The 15,635-nt window shown below is 70.5% G+C and carries 14 protein-coding genes; 9 read left to right on the plus strand and 5 right to left on the minus strand.

Translation table 11 applies throughout. The features are described 5' to 3' along the window. Position 1: 1 nt before the first annotated feature. From ACQP0P_RS17350 to ACQP0P_RS17365, 4 genes are read right to left on the minus strand one after another with little or no spacing between them, the layout of a single operon-like run. The gene (locus ACQP0P_RS17350) at positions 2–1,120 is read right to left on the minus strand and encodes a branched-chain amino acid ABC transporter permease (RefSeq protein ID WP_433377677.1); all 1,119 of its coding nucleotides are present in this window, start codon (positions 1,118–1,120) and stop codon (positions 2–4) included. Further along, on the minus strand, positions 1,113–2,003 hold the full coding sequence (locus tag ACQP0P_RS17355; RefSeq protein WP_433377680.1) for a branched-chain amino acid ABC transporter permease: 891 nt from the start codon (positions 2,001–2,003) through the stop codon (positions 1,113–1,115). Before ACQP0P_RS17355 ends, ACQP0P_RS17350 begins: the two co-directional genes overlap by 8 nt. Beyond that, positions 2,000–2,824 carry an ABC transporter ATP-binding protein gene (locus tag ACQP0P_RS17360; RefSeq protein WP_433377683.1) on the minus strand — a complete coding sequence of 275 codons (825 nt, stop codon included), beginning with the start codon at positions 2,822–2,824 and terminating at the stop codon, positions 2,000–2,002. Before ACQP0P_RS17360 ends, ACQP0P_RS17355 begins: the two co-directional genes overlap by 4 nt. Continuing rightward, positions 2,821–3,639 carry an ABC transporter ATP-binding protein gene (locus tag ACQP0P_RS17365; RefSeq protein ID WP_433377686.1) on the minus strand — a complete coding sequence of 273 codons (819 nt, stop codon included), beginning with the start codon at positions 3,637–3,639 and terminating at the stop codon, positions 2,821–2,823. Before ACQP0P_RS17365 ends, ACQP0P_RS17360 begins: the two co-directional genes overlap by 4 nt. Before the next feature lie 184 nt (positions 3,640–3,823). On the opposite strand from ACQP0P_RS17365, the gene ACQP0P_RS17370 reads away from it, so the two are divergent. Continuing rightward, complete coding sequence (locus ACQP0P_RS17370) at positions 3,824–5,023, plus strand: PucR family transcriptional regulator (protein ID WP_433377690.1); 1,200 nt, start codon at positions 3,824–3,826, stop codon at positions 5,021–5,023. 94 nt (positions 5,024–5,117) lie between these two features. Further along, on the plus strand, positions 5,118–5,546 hold the full coding sequence (locus tag ACQP0P_RS17375) for a CBS domain-containing protein (RefSeq protein WP_433377693.1): 429 nt from the start codon (positions 5,118–5,120) through the stop codon (positions 5,544–5,546). An 83-nt stretch (positions 5,547–5,629) separates the two neighbouring features. On the opposite strand, the gene ACQP0P_RS17380 is transcribed toward ACQP0P_RS17375, so the two are convergent. Then, positions 5,630–8,974, minus strand: a complete 3,345-nt coding sequence (locus ACQP0P_RS17380; RefSeq protein WP_433377696.1) for a S8 family serine peptidase — start codon at positions 8,972–8,974, stop codon at positions 5,630–5,632. Positions 8,975–9,340: 366 nt separating this feature from the next. On the opposite strand from ACQP0P_RS17380, the gene ACQP0P_RS17385 reads away from it, so the two are divergent. The 7 genes from ACQP0P_RS17385 (at position 9,341) to ACQP0P_RS17415 (ending at position 15,486) form a co-directional block, all read left to right on the plus strand. After that, positions 9,341–9,595, plus strand: coding sequence for a Smr/MutS family protein (locus tag ACQP0P_RS17385; protein ID WP_030919034.1), 255 nt, complete (start codon positions 9,341–9,343; stop codon positions 9,593–9,595). A 117-nt stretch (positions 9,596–9,712) separates the two neighbouring features. After that, the gene (locus ACQP0P_RS17390; protein WP_433377700.1) at positions 9,713–9,907 is read left to right on the plus strand and encodes a hypothetical protein; all 195 of its coding nucleotides are present in this window, start codon (positions 9,713–9,715) and stop codon (positions 9,905–9,907) included. 263 nt (positions 9,908–10,170) lie between these two features. Next, complete coding sequence (locus tag ACQP0P_RS17395) at positions 10,171–11,448, plus strand: hypothetical protein (protein ID WP_433377703.1); 1,278 nt, start codon at positions 10,171–10,173, stop codon at positions 11,446–11,448. 236 nt (positions 11,449–11,684) lie between these two features. Beyond that, the gene (locus ACQP0P_RS17400; protein ID WP_433377706.1) at positions 11,685–12,047 is read left to right on the plus strand and encodes a hypothetical protein; all 363 of its coding nucleotides are present in this window, start codon (positions 11,685–11,687) and stop codon (positions 12,045–12,047) included. A 209-nt stretch (positions 12,048–12,256) separates the two neighbouring features. Beyond that, the gene (locus ACQP0P_RS17405; RefSeq protein ID WP_433377709.1) at positions 12,257–13,030 is read left to right on the plus strand and encodes a cyclase family protein; all 774 of its coding nucleotides are present in this window, start codon (positions 12,257–12,259) and stop codon (positions 13,028–13,030) included. After that, complete coding sequence (locus ACQP0P_RS17410; RefSeq protein WP_433377712.1) at positions 13,027–14,685, plus strand: thiamine pyrophosphate-binding protein; 1,659 nt, start codon at positions 13,027–13,029, stop codon at positions 14,683–14,685. The genes ACQP0P_RS17405 and ACQP0P_RS17410 overlap by 4 nt, the downstream gene beginning before the upstream one ends. A gap of 48 nt (positions 14,686–14,733) precedes the next feature. Continuing rightward, positions 14,734–15,486: a lysophospholipid acyltransferase family protein gene (locus ACQP0P_RS17415; protein ID WP_433377715.1), complete on the plus strand. Its 753-nt coding sequence runs from the start codon at positions 14,734–14,736 to the stop codon at positions 15,484–15,486. Positions 15,487–15,635 lie beyond the last annotated feature (149 nt).

The following is a 15,635-nucleotide window of genomic DNA, read 5'->3' on the forward strand; positions in this document are numbered from 1 at the left end:
TTCAGTTCCTTGGGTCAGGGGTGGGGGAGAGCGGGGTCTTGCTCGCTGCGGGGATCGGGGCGGGCCGCCGGGTCACGGCGAGGCGCAGGCGCCTGGCGAGGCCGAGCAGCCCGCCGGGCAGGAAGAGGACGATGACGACGACGGCGGCGCCGTACAGGATGCGGGACGCCTCGGCGGGTGAGACCCCGCCTGAACCGGGCTCGGCCACCAGCGGCAGGGCGTCGCTGTAGCGGCTGAGCAGCTGGGGGAGCAGGGAGATGAAGAACGCGCCGATCACCGCGCCCGCGACGGAGCCGAGGCCGCCGATGATGATCATCGCCAGGTAGTCGAGGGAGAGCAGCAGGCCGAAGTAGTCGGGTACGGTGCGCTGGAAGACCAGCGCGATCAGGACCCCGGCCAGCCCTCCGTACATCGACGACAGCACGAACACCCCGGCGCGGTAGCGGGCCACCGGCACGCCCATCACCCCGGCCGCGATCTCGTGGTCGCGGATGGTGTTCATGGCCCGTCCCGGCCGGCCGCGTAGCACCCCGCGGGCGAACAGCGCCGCGCAGGTCAGCACGGCCAGCCCGAGGAACCACAGGCGCTCCAGCGACCCGAACGGCACCTGGGCGACCACCAGTTCGGGGGAGTCGGCGAACACGAATCCGAACAGTTCCATCGGCGGCACCGCCCGCCCGTTGTAGCCGCCCGTCACGGGTTCGGCGTTGAACAGCACGTGCTGGCCGATGAAGATCAGCGCGAGGGTGGCGATGCCGAGGTACGCGCCCTTCAGGCGTCCCGCGATGGGGCTGAACACCCCGCCCGCGACACCCGCGATGAGCACCGCGAGCAGTGCCGCGACCGGCGTGGGCAGGCCGAGGCCGCCGAGGGCGTGCGCGCCGCCCTCCGGTTCCGCGGCGAAGTAGACGTAGGCGTACGCGCCGACCGCGAGGAAGAACGCGTGGCCCATGGAGAGCTGGCCGGTGGCGCCGGTCAGCAGGTTGAGGCCGATCGCCCCGATCGCCGCCGACATCGCGAAGAGTCCGGCCTGCAGCCAGAAGCCCTCCAGGTAGAACGGTACGGCGACCGCCACCGCGGCCGACACGACACAGCAGAGGATGACGACCTTCTTAGACACGTGCCAGCTCCCTCGTCCCGAACAGCCCCGCGGGGCGGATGAGCAGGACCACGATCATCACGAGGAACGGCGCGACGTCGCCGATACCCCGGCCGAGGAAGACCAGGTCGTTCTGGTAGCCGCTCATCATCGCCTCGGTGACACCGATGATCAGCCCGCCGGCCAGTGCCCCGGTGGTGGAGTCGAGGCCGCCGAGGATCGCCGCGGGGAACGCCTTCATCGCCGCGAAGGTGGTGCTGCGATCCAGGCCCGGCGTGGGGAAGACGCACAGGAAGAGCGCGGCGACGGCGGCGAGTGCCCCGGCGACCGCCCAGGCCCCCATCGAGACCCGCCCGCGCCGCACGCCCATCAGCGCGGCGGTCTCGGTGTCCTCCGCGGTGGCGCGCATGGCGATGCCCCAGTTCGTGTACTTGAACGCCAGCAGGAACGCGGCGATCAGGACCGCGGCGACGGCCAGCGCGACGAGCCGGGTCTCGGCGATGCTGACGCCTCCCAGGTGCAGCACCCGGTCGCGCCACGGGTCGCCCAGGGCGAGCACGTCGGTGCCGATCTGCCTGGTGAGCTCGGTGGTCAGCACGATGTCGACACCGATCGTCACGATCGCGAGGACGCTGTGCGAGATGACGTTCGCCCTGCGGATGATCAGGAATTCGATCAGGGCGCCGACGATCGCCGCGCCGGCGATGCCCAGCAGCAGCGCGGTCCAGAAGCCGGTCAGCGGGTGCAGCCTCGCGACCACGAATCCGCCGATCAGCAGCAGCGAGGCGTGGGCGAAGTTCACCACCTCGGTCGCCTTGAAGATGATCACGAAGCCCAGGGCGATCAGCGCGTACACCGCTCCGACGGAGATGCCGTTCACCAGGAGTTCGAGAAAGGTGATCATGAGGTGACCTCCTCGGTCCCGCTAGCGGTCGTGCTCTCGGCCGCCGCGCCCAGGTAGGCGCGGACGACCTCGGGATCGTTCTGCACCTCGCCGGGCGGGCCGTCCGCGATGCGCCTGCCGAAGTCCAGGACCGTCACCGTGTCGGCGAGCCGCATGACCATCCCCATGTCGTGCTCGACCAGCAGGATCGAGATGCCGAGGCTCTCCCGTACCGCGATGATCAGTTCGGCCATGTCGCGGCGCTCGCCGCCGTTCATGCCGGCGACCGGCTCGTCCAGCAGCAGCAGCCGCGGCTCCATGCACAGTGCCCGTGCCAGCTCCACGCGCTTCTGCACGCCGTACGACAGGAGTCCGACGGGCGTGGCCAGGTGCTCGGAGAGCCCGACGAACGCGGCGATCTCGGTCACCCGCCCGCCGTGCGCGGCGGCCTCACGCCGGGCCGACGGCAGCCGCAGCCCGGCGGAGAGGAACCCGGCGCGGGTCAGCCGGTGCCGGCCGAGCATCAGGTTGTCCCGCACCGACAGCATCGGTGACAGGGCGATGTTCTGGAAGGTGCGCGCCACGCCCAGGGCGGCGATGCGGTGCGGGGCCAGGGCGGTCAGCTCCGCGTCGCCGAACCGCACGCTGCCCGAGGTGGCCCGGTAGACGCCCGACAGGACGTTGAAGCAGGTCGACTTGCCCGCCCCGTTGGGCCCGATCACAGCGTGCACACTGCCGGGCTCGACGGTGAAGCCGACCGCGTCCAGCGCGGTGAGCCCGGCGAAGCGCACCGTCACCTCGCGCACGTCGAGCCGGGGAACGGAGGTGTCCGCACCACTCACGTGGACCACCTCGCCAGCACGGGACGGGCGTCGGCCGCGGGCGCGTCCTCGGGGGCGTCCTCGATGCCCAGGTAGCGGCGGCGCACCTCGTCGCTCGCGGCGAGTTCGGCGGCCGGTCCCGACAGGACCACCTCTCCGACCTCCAGCACGTAGGCGTGCGAGGCCAGGGACAGGGCCATGGCGGCGTTCTGCTCCACCAGGAGCACCGTGGTCCCCTCGGCGTTGATCTCGCGAACGGTGTCGGCGATCCGGGCGGCCATCATCGGCGCGAGGCCGAGGGTGGGCTCGTCGAGCAGGAGCATCCTCGGTCTGGCCATCAGCGCGCGGCCGATGGCGAGCATCTGCTGCTCGCCCCCGGACAGCAGTCCCGCGCGCTGCCCGGCGCGCTCGGCGAGCACGGGGAAGAGCGTGAGCACCTTCTCTCTCGCCTCGGCCGCCGACCGCCGGTCGGGCGCGCCGAGCGCACCGGCCCGCAGGTTCTCCGCCACGGTCATCCGCGCGAAGACCCGGCGGCCCTCGGGTACCTGGACGACGCCGCCGGCCACGACGGCCGAGGTGGCGGCGCCGGAGAGCCGCGCCCCGCCGAAGGTGACCTCGCCCGCGGTGATCCCGCCCCGGTGGAACCTTAGGGTGCCCGATATGGCGCGCAGCAGAGTGGACTTCCCCGCGCCGTTGCCGCCGAGCACCGCGACGACCGAGCCGCGCGGTACGTCCAGCGAGACACCCCGCAGGGCCAGGACCGGGCCGTAACTCACCGCCAGATCCCTGACGACCAGCCCGGAGTCTCCGGGCGGGCGAGGGTCGTGCACGTCCATGTGTTCCTCCTGTACAGCCGATGAACGCACCCAACCGAGGTGGTTCACCGGCGTCCAGAGGGCCAGGTGAAGTCGGGGCGGGCGCCCATGGTGGACGGGGCGCGGTTGTGCGCGAGTACAACCCCGGATCACGAAACAGAACAGAACCTTGTTCCGCTGCCTGACTTGCTGACACGATTCCCAGATGGGGACCCGGCCGGTTACGGACGACGAAGTACGCAGGATCATGCGCCTGGCCGCCCGCCGGCTGCTGCTGAGACTTCCCGAGCTCACCGACGAGCTCGTCGCGAGGATCCGCGACACCGACGAGGCGTATCGCAGGATGGTGCCCACCGACGACCACTGGCAGAGCGTCTACGAGGCGATGCGGGACGGCATCGGCGCCATCCTGCTGCCCCGCCCCGAGCGGCGCGACCTGCCACAGGCCGAGAAGACCGCCCGGCGCAGGGCGGAGCAGGGCCTGCCCATGGACTCCCTGCTGCGCAGCTACCGGCTCTCCGCACAGGTGATGTGGGACGGCCTCATCGACGTGGTCACCGAGGAGGAGTCCGACAGCCTGCCGGTCCTGATCCGCAGCGCCACGAAGGTGTGGCACGCCATCGACAGGCAGGCGATCGCCGCCGCCGAGGCCTACCGAAGACGGGAGGCCGAGATGTTCGGCCGCACAGCCGAGAGGGTCCAGGCCCTGCTCGACGCGCTCCTGGAGGACCGGGCGGACGCAGCCCTGGTCCGCAGTGCCGCCGCCGCGCTGGACCTGCCCGAGCTGGGCCGGTACGCCGTCGTCATCACCAGGTTGCCGGGCCGCCACGACCACGGGGACGACGCCCCACGGCCGACCGCCCTGGGCGTGATGCGGTTGCTGTGGCGGATGCGCCCCGACTACGAGGTGTCGGTGGTGTTGCTGCACGACGCGGACATGGAGCACCTGGCCGAGGAACTGCGCCCGCACGTCACCGGCTGCGCCGGGATCAGCCCGATCGTCGAGGGACTGGCCGAGCTGGGCCGAGCCAGGCGGCTCGCCGAGCTCGCCCTGCGGACATGCGTGGGCGACGGTCCGGAGATCGCCAGACTGGAGGACAGGCTTCCCGCCGCCCTGGTGGTCAGCCAGCCCGAGCTCGCGGGCCACCTCAGCGGAGCTGTGCTGCGGCCCATCCTCGCCCTCGACCAGGCGGACAGGGACGTGCTCCTCGGCACCCTGCAGGCGTGGCTGCGCTGCGAGGGCTCGGCCATGCGCGCCGCGGGGCAGCTGTACTGCCACCGCAACACGGTCTTCAACCGCATCCGCCGCATCGAGCAGCTCACCGGCCGTTCCCTGGCGCGCCCGCTCGACATCGTCGAGCTCACCCTGGCCCTCGACGCGGTCCGGCTGCTGCCCGTTACGTGACAGTCACACGTTTTGCCATCTTGGTGGCTTAGCGTGAGGCCCGATTGGGCAGAGAAAAGGGATACCCGCGCCCGGCTGAACCGAGGTGGTGTCAATGCTGATCGGTACGATTCTGCACGGCAAGGGAACAGAGGTGGTGACCGTACGCCCGGATGCGACGGTCACCGAACTGCTGGCCATCCTGGCCGAGAAGAACGTCGGCGCCGTGGTGGTGTCCGAGGACGGCTCCTCCATCGCGGGCATCGTCTCCGAGCGTGACGTGGTACGGCGGCTGCACGACCGGGGCGCGCGCGTGCTGACCGACCCGGTGTCGTCCATCATGACGACCGAGGTCCGCACCTGCCTCCCGGACACCGACGCCGACGACCTCCGCCAGACCATGACCACGCACCGCATCCGGCACGTGCCGGTCGTGGACGCCGGCCGGCTGGCCGGGATCGTGAGCATCGGCGACGTGGTCAAGAGCTCCATCGAGGCACTGGAGACGGAGAAGGCCTACCTGGTCGACTACCTCCACCGCTGAGCGCCCGTTCCCTGAAGTTCCCGGTGAAGACCCGATGGGCCCGGCGCGACGCGCCGGGCCCATCGGTCCGATATCCCCTCCCGCTACTGGACGACTATCTTGTCCACCTCGATGGTCACGCCCTTGACCTGCGGTGTCGACGTTCCCGTCGTCACCTTCCCGGTCCCGGCGCTGACACCCTTGATCTTCATCGTGTAGTTCAGGCTGCCACCCGGGGCGCCGGGCGTGCTGGTCACCCGGAGGTCCTCGGTCGGCGGGCCGGTGATCTGGCCGCCCGCGGTGCCGTCACCGTTCTCCGCTCCCACGGTCAGGCCGTAGCCCGCCGGGGGGTCGCCGGGCAGGTTGCCCGGGTCGTAGGTGTAGGTGATGTCCTCGGTCCCGTTCAGCCCGATCCACTGCTGGAACACCTTGGTGTCGGTCGTGCCGTAGAGGTTGACCCGCCACTCGATGACGAGCCAGTCGCTGACGCCGTCGGTCAGCGTCCCGGCGTAGACGCCCGGCGCGCCGGTGCCGTCCAGGTCGGTCCAGTAGGGGGCGAGCACGTTGTTCGGGGTCGAGGGGTCGGGCAGGGTCTGCGGTTCGAACGAGATGTCCGTCGACCCCGAGCTGCCTCCGGCGACCGTGTAGCCGTTGGAGACGATGCCGATCCTGGTGTAGGTCTTGCCCGCGTACTGGAACGCGGGGACGGTGAAGTTGATCGCCTGCTCGTCGCCGATCGGTGTCGGTGCGATGCCGAAGGCGTCAAGCGGCAGGTACGGGGCCGGCCCGAAGCCCGGGGCGATGCCCGGCCTGTCCGGCTGCCTGGCCGCGAGGGTGGTCTTCGCCGTCGCGATCTGGGAACCGACCTTGGTGGCGCCGGTCACCGAGTTCAGCCGCAGCTTGCTGTCCAGCGTGCTGACCGCGGTGACCTCGGCGTCCTGGAGCGTGTCGTTCCGCACGGTGACGGTGCAGGTGGACTCGCCGGTGTCACGCGGGATGGTGGCCGGGGCGCAGGTCTGCTCCACCGGGACGGCGCCCTGCTTGCGGACGAACGCGACCGGCAGGTGCAGGTTGCGCGAGCCGCCCACCTGCTTGAGGTTCACCTGGCCGAAGTACTGCCCCTCGGGCAGGTCGGGTGCGGTGATCACCACGCTGAACTTGGCGGTCTTGCCCGCCTTCACGGTGAACAGCGGCGGTAGCACCGAGATGTTGGCGCCGGCCACGGTCGTGCCGGTGGCGGCGAAGGTGAGCGTCTTGTCCGTGACGTTGGTGACCGTCCGCTTGGCGGTGATGAGACCCGGCATGATCGGGGCGTTCACCGACGGCAGGTTCAGGTCGATGCGGTTCAGCGGATCGTCGGCCGCGGCCAGGAAGTTCGCGCCCGTCTCGTCCAGGGTCAGGCCGGGGTCACCGGCCTTGGTCAGGTCGATGCGCCCGCCGCCGGTGTCGAACGGGTCGGCCGGGGTGACGCCGTCCTGCTTGGTGACCGAGGTCTTGGCCGTCGTCTCCAGTGCGGACTTCACCTGGCCGGGGGTCCAGTCCGGGTGCAGCGCGAACACCAGGGCCGCGGAGCCCGCGACGTGCGGCGACGACATCGACGTGCCCGCGATGACCTGGTACAGGTTGTTCGGCGGGCCACCGGCCGGATCCTCCAGCACCGGCGTCTGTCCGGCCACGATGTGCAGGCCGGGGGCGGTGACGTCAGGCTTGAGGAAGTCGCCGCCGGGGCCGCGCGAGGAGAACGTGGTGATCCTGTCGCTCTGCCAGGTGGCCTTGGTGCCCTGGGTGAACGAGGCGGTCGCGCCGGGGTTGGCCGACAGGAACGTCAGCAGCGCGTCCGTGTCGGGCTTGTCGATGTGAACCGTGGGGAGCCAGTGGTTGTCGGTCATCACGTCGAGCGGGCTGGAGTTGTACAGGACCATGCCGGCCGCGCCGCCCTGCCTGACGTTGAAGCTCTTCAGGACCCGGTTGGGACCGCGCTCACAGGCGACGATCTTCCCGACGAACAGGCCCGGGGGTGCGGGCGTGGTGCACAGGGCGTTGGAGTACGGCGGCGCCGAGGCCCGCACCACCGGCAGCGCGGAGGGCACGCCCCCCGTGATGGAGGCACCCGTCAGCGTGGCCGCCGCGCCGCCGGAACCGGACAGCGTGATCGTCGACTGGAAGGTCCTGGGCTGCGTGGAGGCCGCCACCGTGGTCACCCACGGGGCGACGTGGTTGACCGTCGCCGCGCCGGGACCCGCGTTGCCCGCCGAGGCCGAGACGAGCACGCCGGCCGCGTAGGCGTCGAGGAAGGCCAGCTCCACCGGGTCGCTGTAGGGGGAGGTACCACCCGAGATCGAGAAGTTGATCACGCGGACGCCGTCGAGGATGGCCCGGCCGACCGCCTGGGCGGAGTCGGAGGGGAAGCAGCCCTCGACGCCGCAGACCTTGTAGACGGAGACGTGCGCCGCGGGGGCGATGCCGTGGATCGGGCCGCGGCTGATGCCGAGCGGGTTGGCGTCGGCCACCGGGCCGCCGGCCGAGGTGGTCGCGGTGTGGGTGCCGTGGCCGTTGGAGTCGCGGGCGCTGGTCGGGAAGTACTCGCCGGGGTAGATCGCGTTGTAGGTGTCGAGGAACGGGGCGCCGCCGATGAGCTTCCGGTTGCAGACGAACGGGTCGGCCGCCGGGGTCAGCGGGTTGTCGCCGAAGTTGCAGACGCGCGGCGTGCCGTCCTTGGTCGCCGGTACGGCGGGCAGCGTACCCGGGTCGGCGAACTGGGGGTGCTCGGGCCAGACACCGGAGTCGAGGATGCCGACGACGACGCCCTTGCCGGAGGAGGAGCTGCCGCCCAGCTGGTTGTAGATCGCGGGCGCCCCGATGAACTCGGGGCTGGAGTCGGTCAGCAGCTGCTCGGGCTTGTCCTCCTGGACGGCGGCCACCCCGGGCAGCTTCAGCACCGCGGCCGCCTTGTTGGCGGGGATGCGCAGCGCGATGCCGCCGTAGACGGTCCGCAGCTTCTGGCCCGCCGTGGCGCCCGGCACGCTTCTGGCCAGTTCGGCGAGGAAGGCGTTCTCGACGTCCTCGATGTGTTTCTGGTATTTCTTCGCGTCGCCGCTCTTTATGTCAAGAGCCTTCCCGGTCTTGGCCGGGCTCGTCGCGGGAAGCCCTTCGAGGCCGCCCTGATAGGCGGCGAAGGAGTCGTAGTCGAGCTTGACCATCACGTTGACCGTGGCGCCCGAGGTCGACTTCAGTAGCCCCTCGTCACTGCGGGCGAGCTTTCCGGTGGGGGACTTCGCGCCCTGGATCGGCTCACCCCCGGTCAGGGGGGTCGCCGTCCACTTGGCGGACGGCGCGGGGGTGGGGGTGGGATCCGCACTCGCGGGCGGCGCCATCGCCGCGACGAGCCCGAGGCCGGCGGCGAGTACCGCCGCGCGTCTGATCCTCGGTAAGTAGGGCTTCCTGGTCAACGAGACCTCCCTTTCGACACGCATGAGCAGCTCACGTGGCAGGGAGGGGGCCGTCCGTGCGCCCGGGGCAGGGCATGCCGGGGAAGGCCGTGACCCTCCCCGTCGGGTGACACGCGATCGGCCACCGGTAAAGGCGGACGATCATGACTGGCAGCCTAACTAGAGACCATTTATTTGCCTAGATCGTGAAATTGACACAATCATCATTGGAATTGGTCAAATTTCATTGCAGACTGCACCGGGTGTTCTGGTTAACACGGAGCCGCGGCTCGGCCGCCCTCCATCCCCGAGGCGCTTGTGGCCGGCGGAAGGGCACGACGGTCCGGCGTGCGTAGACTGACCCCAGATGACACGCGGGAGGCCCGGTTGAAGCTCAAGCTTGATCTACACCCCATCTACAACCGGGGTGGGGAGATCGACAAGGCACTGCGGGGCATCATCGACGAGGCCATCAGGAAGAAGGCCACCGAGGTCGAGATCATCCCCGGCAAGGGCTCGGGCCAGCTCAAGAAGAAGGTGCTGCGCTTCCTGGAGCAGAAGGAGATCAAGGCCCTCTACCACCGCATCGACAAGGACGCCAAGAACCACGGCCGTCTCTTCGTCTACTTCCGCTACAAGTAGGAGCCGGGGCGCATGCCCGACGCTCTTCTCGCATGGCGGTCCGGACGGCCGGGCGTCCCTGCCTACCCGCACGAATACCGTAGCTAGGCCGAGTCGGAGCGTTCTACCCTGCAGGGGTTGCACGACTTCGCCGTCGGCCCCAAACCCTCCGCGGCCTTCACCCGGATAGTCGACCGGGCCGGCAGGAAGAAGGCCATGGTCGTCTCGCTGACGATGATGGGCGCCGTCTCACTGGCCATCGGGCTCCTCCCGGGATACGACTCCATTGGAGCGGCGGCACCCGCCGGCCTGGTGCTCCTCCGTTTCCTGTAGGGCTTCTGCCTCGGCGGAGAGGCGAGTTCCGCCCAGGTCATGGCCCTTTTGAGTACGCCCCCGACAACCGTCGCGGCATCTACGGGGCCATGGTGAGCTTCTGGAACTTTATGTCTTCTTTATGCGTCCTTTACGGAAAGGGGGGCTCGCCGAGCGGGTAGGGGAGGGTAACGATCGACACGACACGGTCACTTACCGGGGGAGGGTGCGAGTTATCGATCGACCACGGGTCTCTGGTCGTCGATGTTTCCGGCCGGCACCGTGTGCGGCTGCCGCTCAGCGGTAAGGAGCGCGCGACGAGGCTCGTCCTGTACGGCCGCCCCTCCGGGGACATGATCGTCTACGGTCTCGCGGTTCTGGACAGGGACGGGAGGGTCATGCTCGACTCCCCGGGGTTCAGGTCCCGCCACCGGGTGCAGGAGTTCGCCGCCGCTGCCGGGCTGGCCGCCGAGTATCGGCGGTACGCCACGGAGCAGGAGGCGCGTGCCGCGTTCGGGAACCGGGCGCGGCAGTGGTACACCACGGCGTACGAAGGGCTCCCCGCCAACCTCGCCGAAGGGGCGCCGACCGAGCTTCTGCCGTATGGCGGGGCGCTGGAGGGCACGCCCGCTCCGGCGACCAGCCTCACCTGGGACGACCGGACGCTGGTCGCGACGGATTCGATCTCCGGGCGTTCGATGCGGTTCGCGCCCGCCGCCCTGTACCACTACCGGTACGAGCGCGTCGTCCTCGTCTCGGGCAAGAACTCGGGTAAGGAGGAGACGCGTTTCCTCACCGGCCTCGCCGTGCTCGACGCCGACGGGCTGGTGCTCGCCGACCTGCCCGGCGACTGGATGCCACCGGACGTGGCCATCTTCGCGGCGGGGAGGGGGCTGCCCGTGCGCGACGCACTGATCGCACCCCCCAGGGCGGTGCGCGCCACCCTGGGCAGGCGAGCTCCCGGCTGGACGCGTCTCACCGGGCAGGCGCTCTCCAGGGCGTCCAGGGCGAGGACGGTCGCCACGGTCTGTGCCGGGGTGGCGGGCCTGTTGGCGATGGCCTACGTCGTCGCGGTAAGCGGCTGGTTCGCGTGGCGGGGGCTGTCCGCGCTGGGCAGGGCGCTGCTGGACATCCTGGACGCCAAGTGGCTGGCGGTCTTCTTCGCTCCGCTGCTCGTCGTCCTGAAGCCCGCGCGTCAGATGTGGCACGGCCGGCGGATCCGGCGCGGCAGCGCGCTCGGCCCACCCGGCGGACCGTATCTCTCCATCTGGCGCAAGAGCACGCTGCGCGTCCGGCTCGGTTCGCGGATGGTGCCCGACGACATCGCGATCGGGCCGGACGCGGGATGCGTGGCCGGCCTGATGACCTACCGCCATGGGGACCTGGCCGGACTCTTCGTGATGGGTGGTAGCGGCCGGGTCCTCCGTCACCTGCCCGGACCTTGGCCGCCGGAGGACGCGCACCGCTTCGCCACGCGGCACGGTCTCGGTTTCGAGGCCCGGACGCTGAGCCGCGAGGAGTATCTCGGCCTCACCGCCGACGCCTACGACGCCGTCCCCTGACGTGTTTTCCGAAAATGGCTCCGTCTTGGTGTTTTTGGACTGTTAAAAGCCCATATTGATGGATCGACGGCGAACGGGTGGGTGCGGCACCATTATGTGACGCATGACAGCAATGTTCTCTCCGGCGATCGGTGGAGCCTCCGGCAGGGCGCGGATCGCGGCGGGGGTGCCCGAGCGGGCCCGATCGAGTTCGGCGCTGTCATCCGCGTACCCTCATCTTCTTCGAAAGGCCCCTCATGAGCGATATCAAGGCACTTCTCGCCCAGCGTGCCGAACTGGACCGTCTGATCGAGGAACTCCAGTCCGGCGATCTGAAGGAGCGCGAGAACACCCTCGGTGACATTCTCGCGGCCGTCGCCAAGTGGGCGACCGTGCAGGGCCACGAGGCACTCAGGAGGGACCTCAAGAACTGGGAGTACGTCACCTTCGCCGGCATCGAGGTCGGTGTCGGTCACGACGGCGGCGAGCGCTGGGGCCTGCCGCCCAACTCGGTCACCGTGATGGACTCCGTCAGCGGGACCGACGTGGAGTTCGGGACCACGCCCCCGCCGATCCAGGCGGTCATCGGCCTCCTGGAGGGCCTGCTGGCCACGCGCTGATCGCCGGTACGGACCCGGCCTCTCACGCGGAGCCCGGTCACACGGCGTATCGGGACCTCGCACGGGGCCCCGATACGCCGTGCGACCGGCCGTGCTCTCCCGGAGGGCGTTCCGTGGCAGGCCGCGGCGAGTCACGCGCCGGGGAGGTGGCGGCGGGCGGCGGCGCTGTAGGAGGATCTGCCCAGATCTCATCCCGTGTTGGAGGCGTCATGTCGGTGTTGCGAGACCTGGTGGAGAGCATCCGGAACGGCGGGATCGAGGTGATCGACCTGACGGCGCCGCTGTCGTCGGAGACGCCGATCCTGCGGCTGCCGGAGCCGTTCGGCAACACCGTCCCGTTCACGCTCAAGGAGATCAGCCGCTACGACGACCGCGGCCCCGCCTGGTACTGGAACGACATCGTGACGGGAGAGCACACCGGCACGCATTTCGACGCCCCCGTGCACTGGGTCACCGGAAAGGACGGCGAGGACGTCTCGCAGGTTCCGGTCGACCGGCTGATCGCCCCGGCAGTGGTCCTCGACTTCGCCGCGGAGGCGGCCGGAGACGCGGACTTCCTGCTGGAGATCGCGCACGTCAAGGCGTGGGAGGAGGCCAACGGGCCGTTGCCCGAGGGCGGATGGCTGCTCTACCGCACAGGCTGGGACGCCCGCTCCCACGACCAGGAGCGCTTTCTGAACGCGAACGAGACGGGCCCGCACACGCCCGGAGTCTCGGTCGAGTGCGCCCGCTGGCTGGCCGAGGAGACCTCGATCGCCGGGCTGGGCGTGGAGACCGTGGGCACGGACGCCGGCGCCGCGCACGGCTTCGACCCGGCCTTCCCGTGCCACTCCTTCCTGCTGGGCGCGGGGAAGTACGGGCTGACCCAGCTGCGCAACCTCGACCGGCTCCCGGTGACCGGCGCGGTGGTCGTCGCGTCGCCGCTGCCCATCGTGGGAGGCTCCGGCAGCCCGCTGCGGGTGCTGGCACTGGTGGAGAGATGAACGTCGCGGAGGTGGTGGGCCGGACCTTGGCCGCGCTCGGTGTGGACACCGCCTTCGGGGTGGTGGGCAGCGGCAACTTCCACGTGACCAACGCCCTGGTCGCGCACGGCGCGCGTTACGTCGCCGCGCGCCACGAGGGCGGCGCGGCGACCATGGCCGACGCCTACGCGCGTCTCAGCGGCAGGGTCGGCGTGCTCAGTGTCCACCAGGGGCCGGGGCTCACCAACGCGATGACCGGCATCGCCGAGGCCGCCAAGAGCCGTACCCCGCTCATCGTGCTGGCGGGAGAGGCGACGGAGCCCCGCTCCAACTTCTTCGTCGACCAGGCCGCGCTGGCGGAGGCGGTGGGCGCCGTCCCGCTGCGGATCTCCTCGGCGGAGACCGCCGCCGCCGACACCGCCGAGGCGTTCCGGGTCGCCCGCGAAGGCCGCCGCACGGTCCTGCTCAACCTCCCGCTGGAGGTTCAGGGGCGACACGTCCCGGATGTGCCGAGGGCCTCGGTTGCGGGGGCCTCGGTTGCGGGGGCCTCGGGCGGGAACGGTCCGAGGGGCGTACCGGAGGCCGGGGAGGCCGCCCGGCTGGCGGAGATCCTCGCGGCGGCACGCAGCCCCGTCTTCGTGGCCGGGCGTGGTGCCCGCGAGGCGCGGCACGAACTTGAGGAGCTCGCCGAGCGGGCCGGAGCGCTGCTGGCCACCTCCGCCGTGGCCAGGGGACTCTTCCGGGGCAGCCGGTGGGACCTGGACGTCAGCGGTGGTTTCGCCTCGCCGCTCACCGCCGAGCTCATCCGCGACGCCGACGTGCTCGTGGGCTGGGGGTGCGCGCTCAACATGTGGACGATGCGCCACGGCACGCTGATCGGCCGCGACACCACGGTCGTCCAGGTCGACCTGGAGGCCGCCGCGCTCGGCGCCCACCGCCCGGTCCACCTCGGCGTGACGGGTGACGTCGCCCGCACCGCGCGGGAGGTCACCCGGCTGCTCGGCGACGACACGAGAACCGGTTACCGCTCGGCGGCACTGGCCACCAGGATCGCCGGGGAGAACCGCTGGCGGGACGTGCCCTACACCGACGAGAGCGGTGACGGCCGCATCGACCCCAGGACGCTGACGATCGAACTGGACGACCTCCTCCCCGCGGAACGCGTCCTCTCCATCGACTCCGGAAATTTCATGGGATATCCATCGATGTTCCTCGACGTTCCCGACGAACGGGGTTTCTGCTTCACGCAGGCGTTCCAGTCGGTCGGTCTCGGCCTGGCCACCGCGATCGGTGCCGCCCTGGCCCAGCCGGACAGGCTCCCGGTGGCCGCGCTGGGCGACGGCGGCGCGCTGATGGGCGTCGCCGAACTGGAGACCGTCGTGCGGCTCGGTCTCCCGATGGTGATCGTCGTGTACGACGACGACGGCTACGGCGCCGAGGTGCACCACTTCGGCCCGGACGGCCACCCCCTGGACACGGTGACCTTCCCGCCCGTGGACATCGCCGCCATCGCCCGCGGCTTCGGCTGCGAGGCCGTCACGGTGGGGGACAGGTCCGATCTCGCCGGGGTGGCCCGCTGGCTGGACGGAGCCAGGGAGCGGCCGCTGCTGATCCACGCCCACGTCAGCCGTGCGCGGGGCTCGTGGTGGCTGGAGGAGGCGTTCCGGGGACACTGAGCCTTTCGCGGGTGTGGGAGGGGGGAGCGGCTGAGGTACGGTTCAGCCATGGCTGAGATCGTGTACCCCCCGGTCATCGGGGCGGCGTTGACCCTGTTCCGCGCGCTGGACCTCAAGATCCGTATCGAGGGAGCCGAGCGTATCCCGCGGACCGGCGGAGCCGTGCTGGTCAGCAACCACATCAGCTATCTCGACTTCATCTTCGCCGGCCTGGCCGCGCGCCCCTCAAAGCGCCTGGTGCGTTTCATGGCGAAGAAGGAGGTCTTCGACCACAGGATCTCCGGCCCGCTGATGCGCGGCATGCACCACATCCCGGTCGACCGCGCGGCGGGCGCCGCCGCGTTCGGCGCGGCGCTGAAGGCGCTCAGGGACGGAGAGGTCGTCGGCGTGTTCGCCGAGGCCACGATCAGCCGGTCCTTCATGATCAAGGAGATCAAGAACGGTGCGGTCCGGATGGCCGTCGGTGCCAAGGTGCCGATGATCCCGGTCTCGCTGTGGGGCACCCAGCGGCTGTGGACCAAGGGTCACCCCAAGAAGCTGTTGCAGCGGCACGTGCCGATCACGATCGTGGTCGGCGAGCCCATGCACCCCAAGCGCGGCGACGACTACGACGCGGTCACCGCCGACCTGCGCGGGCGGATGAGCGAAATGCTCGACCAGGCGCAGCGGGGCTACCCGGAGATCCCGAAGGGCGTCTGGTGGCAGCCCCGTCACCTCGGCGGCACCGCACCGACTCCCGAGGAGGCGGACAAGCTCGACGCCGAGGAGGCGGCGGAGAGGGCGGCCCGGCGCGAGTCATGAGGGCGATGGCGCACACGCGCACGTAACGGGGGGCGGGTTCACGGCCCCGGATGCCGCGCCGAGGCCATCGCTCACCGGGACAAAGTGCGCGAATCATGAGCATCCTCTACAAGTCCCGAACAGGTAATTCGCAAGTGGCATGCTCCAAC

It is taken from the genome of Streptosporangium sp. CA-115845 (genome assembly GCF_050943795.1).
In the GTDB taxonomy this organism is placed as follows: Bacteria; Actinomycetota; Actinomycetes; order Streptosporangiales; family Streptosporangiaceae; genus Streptosporangium.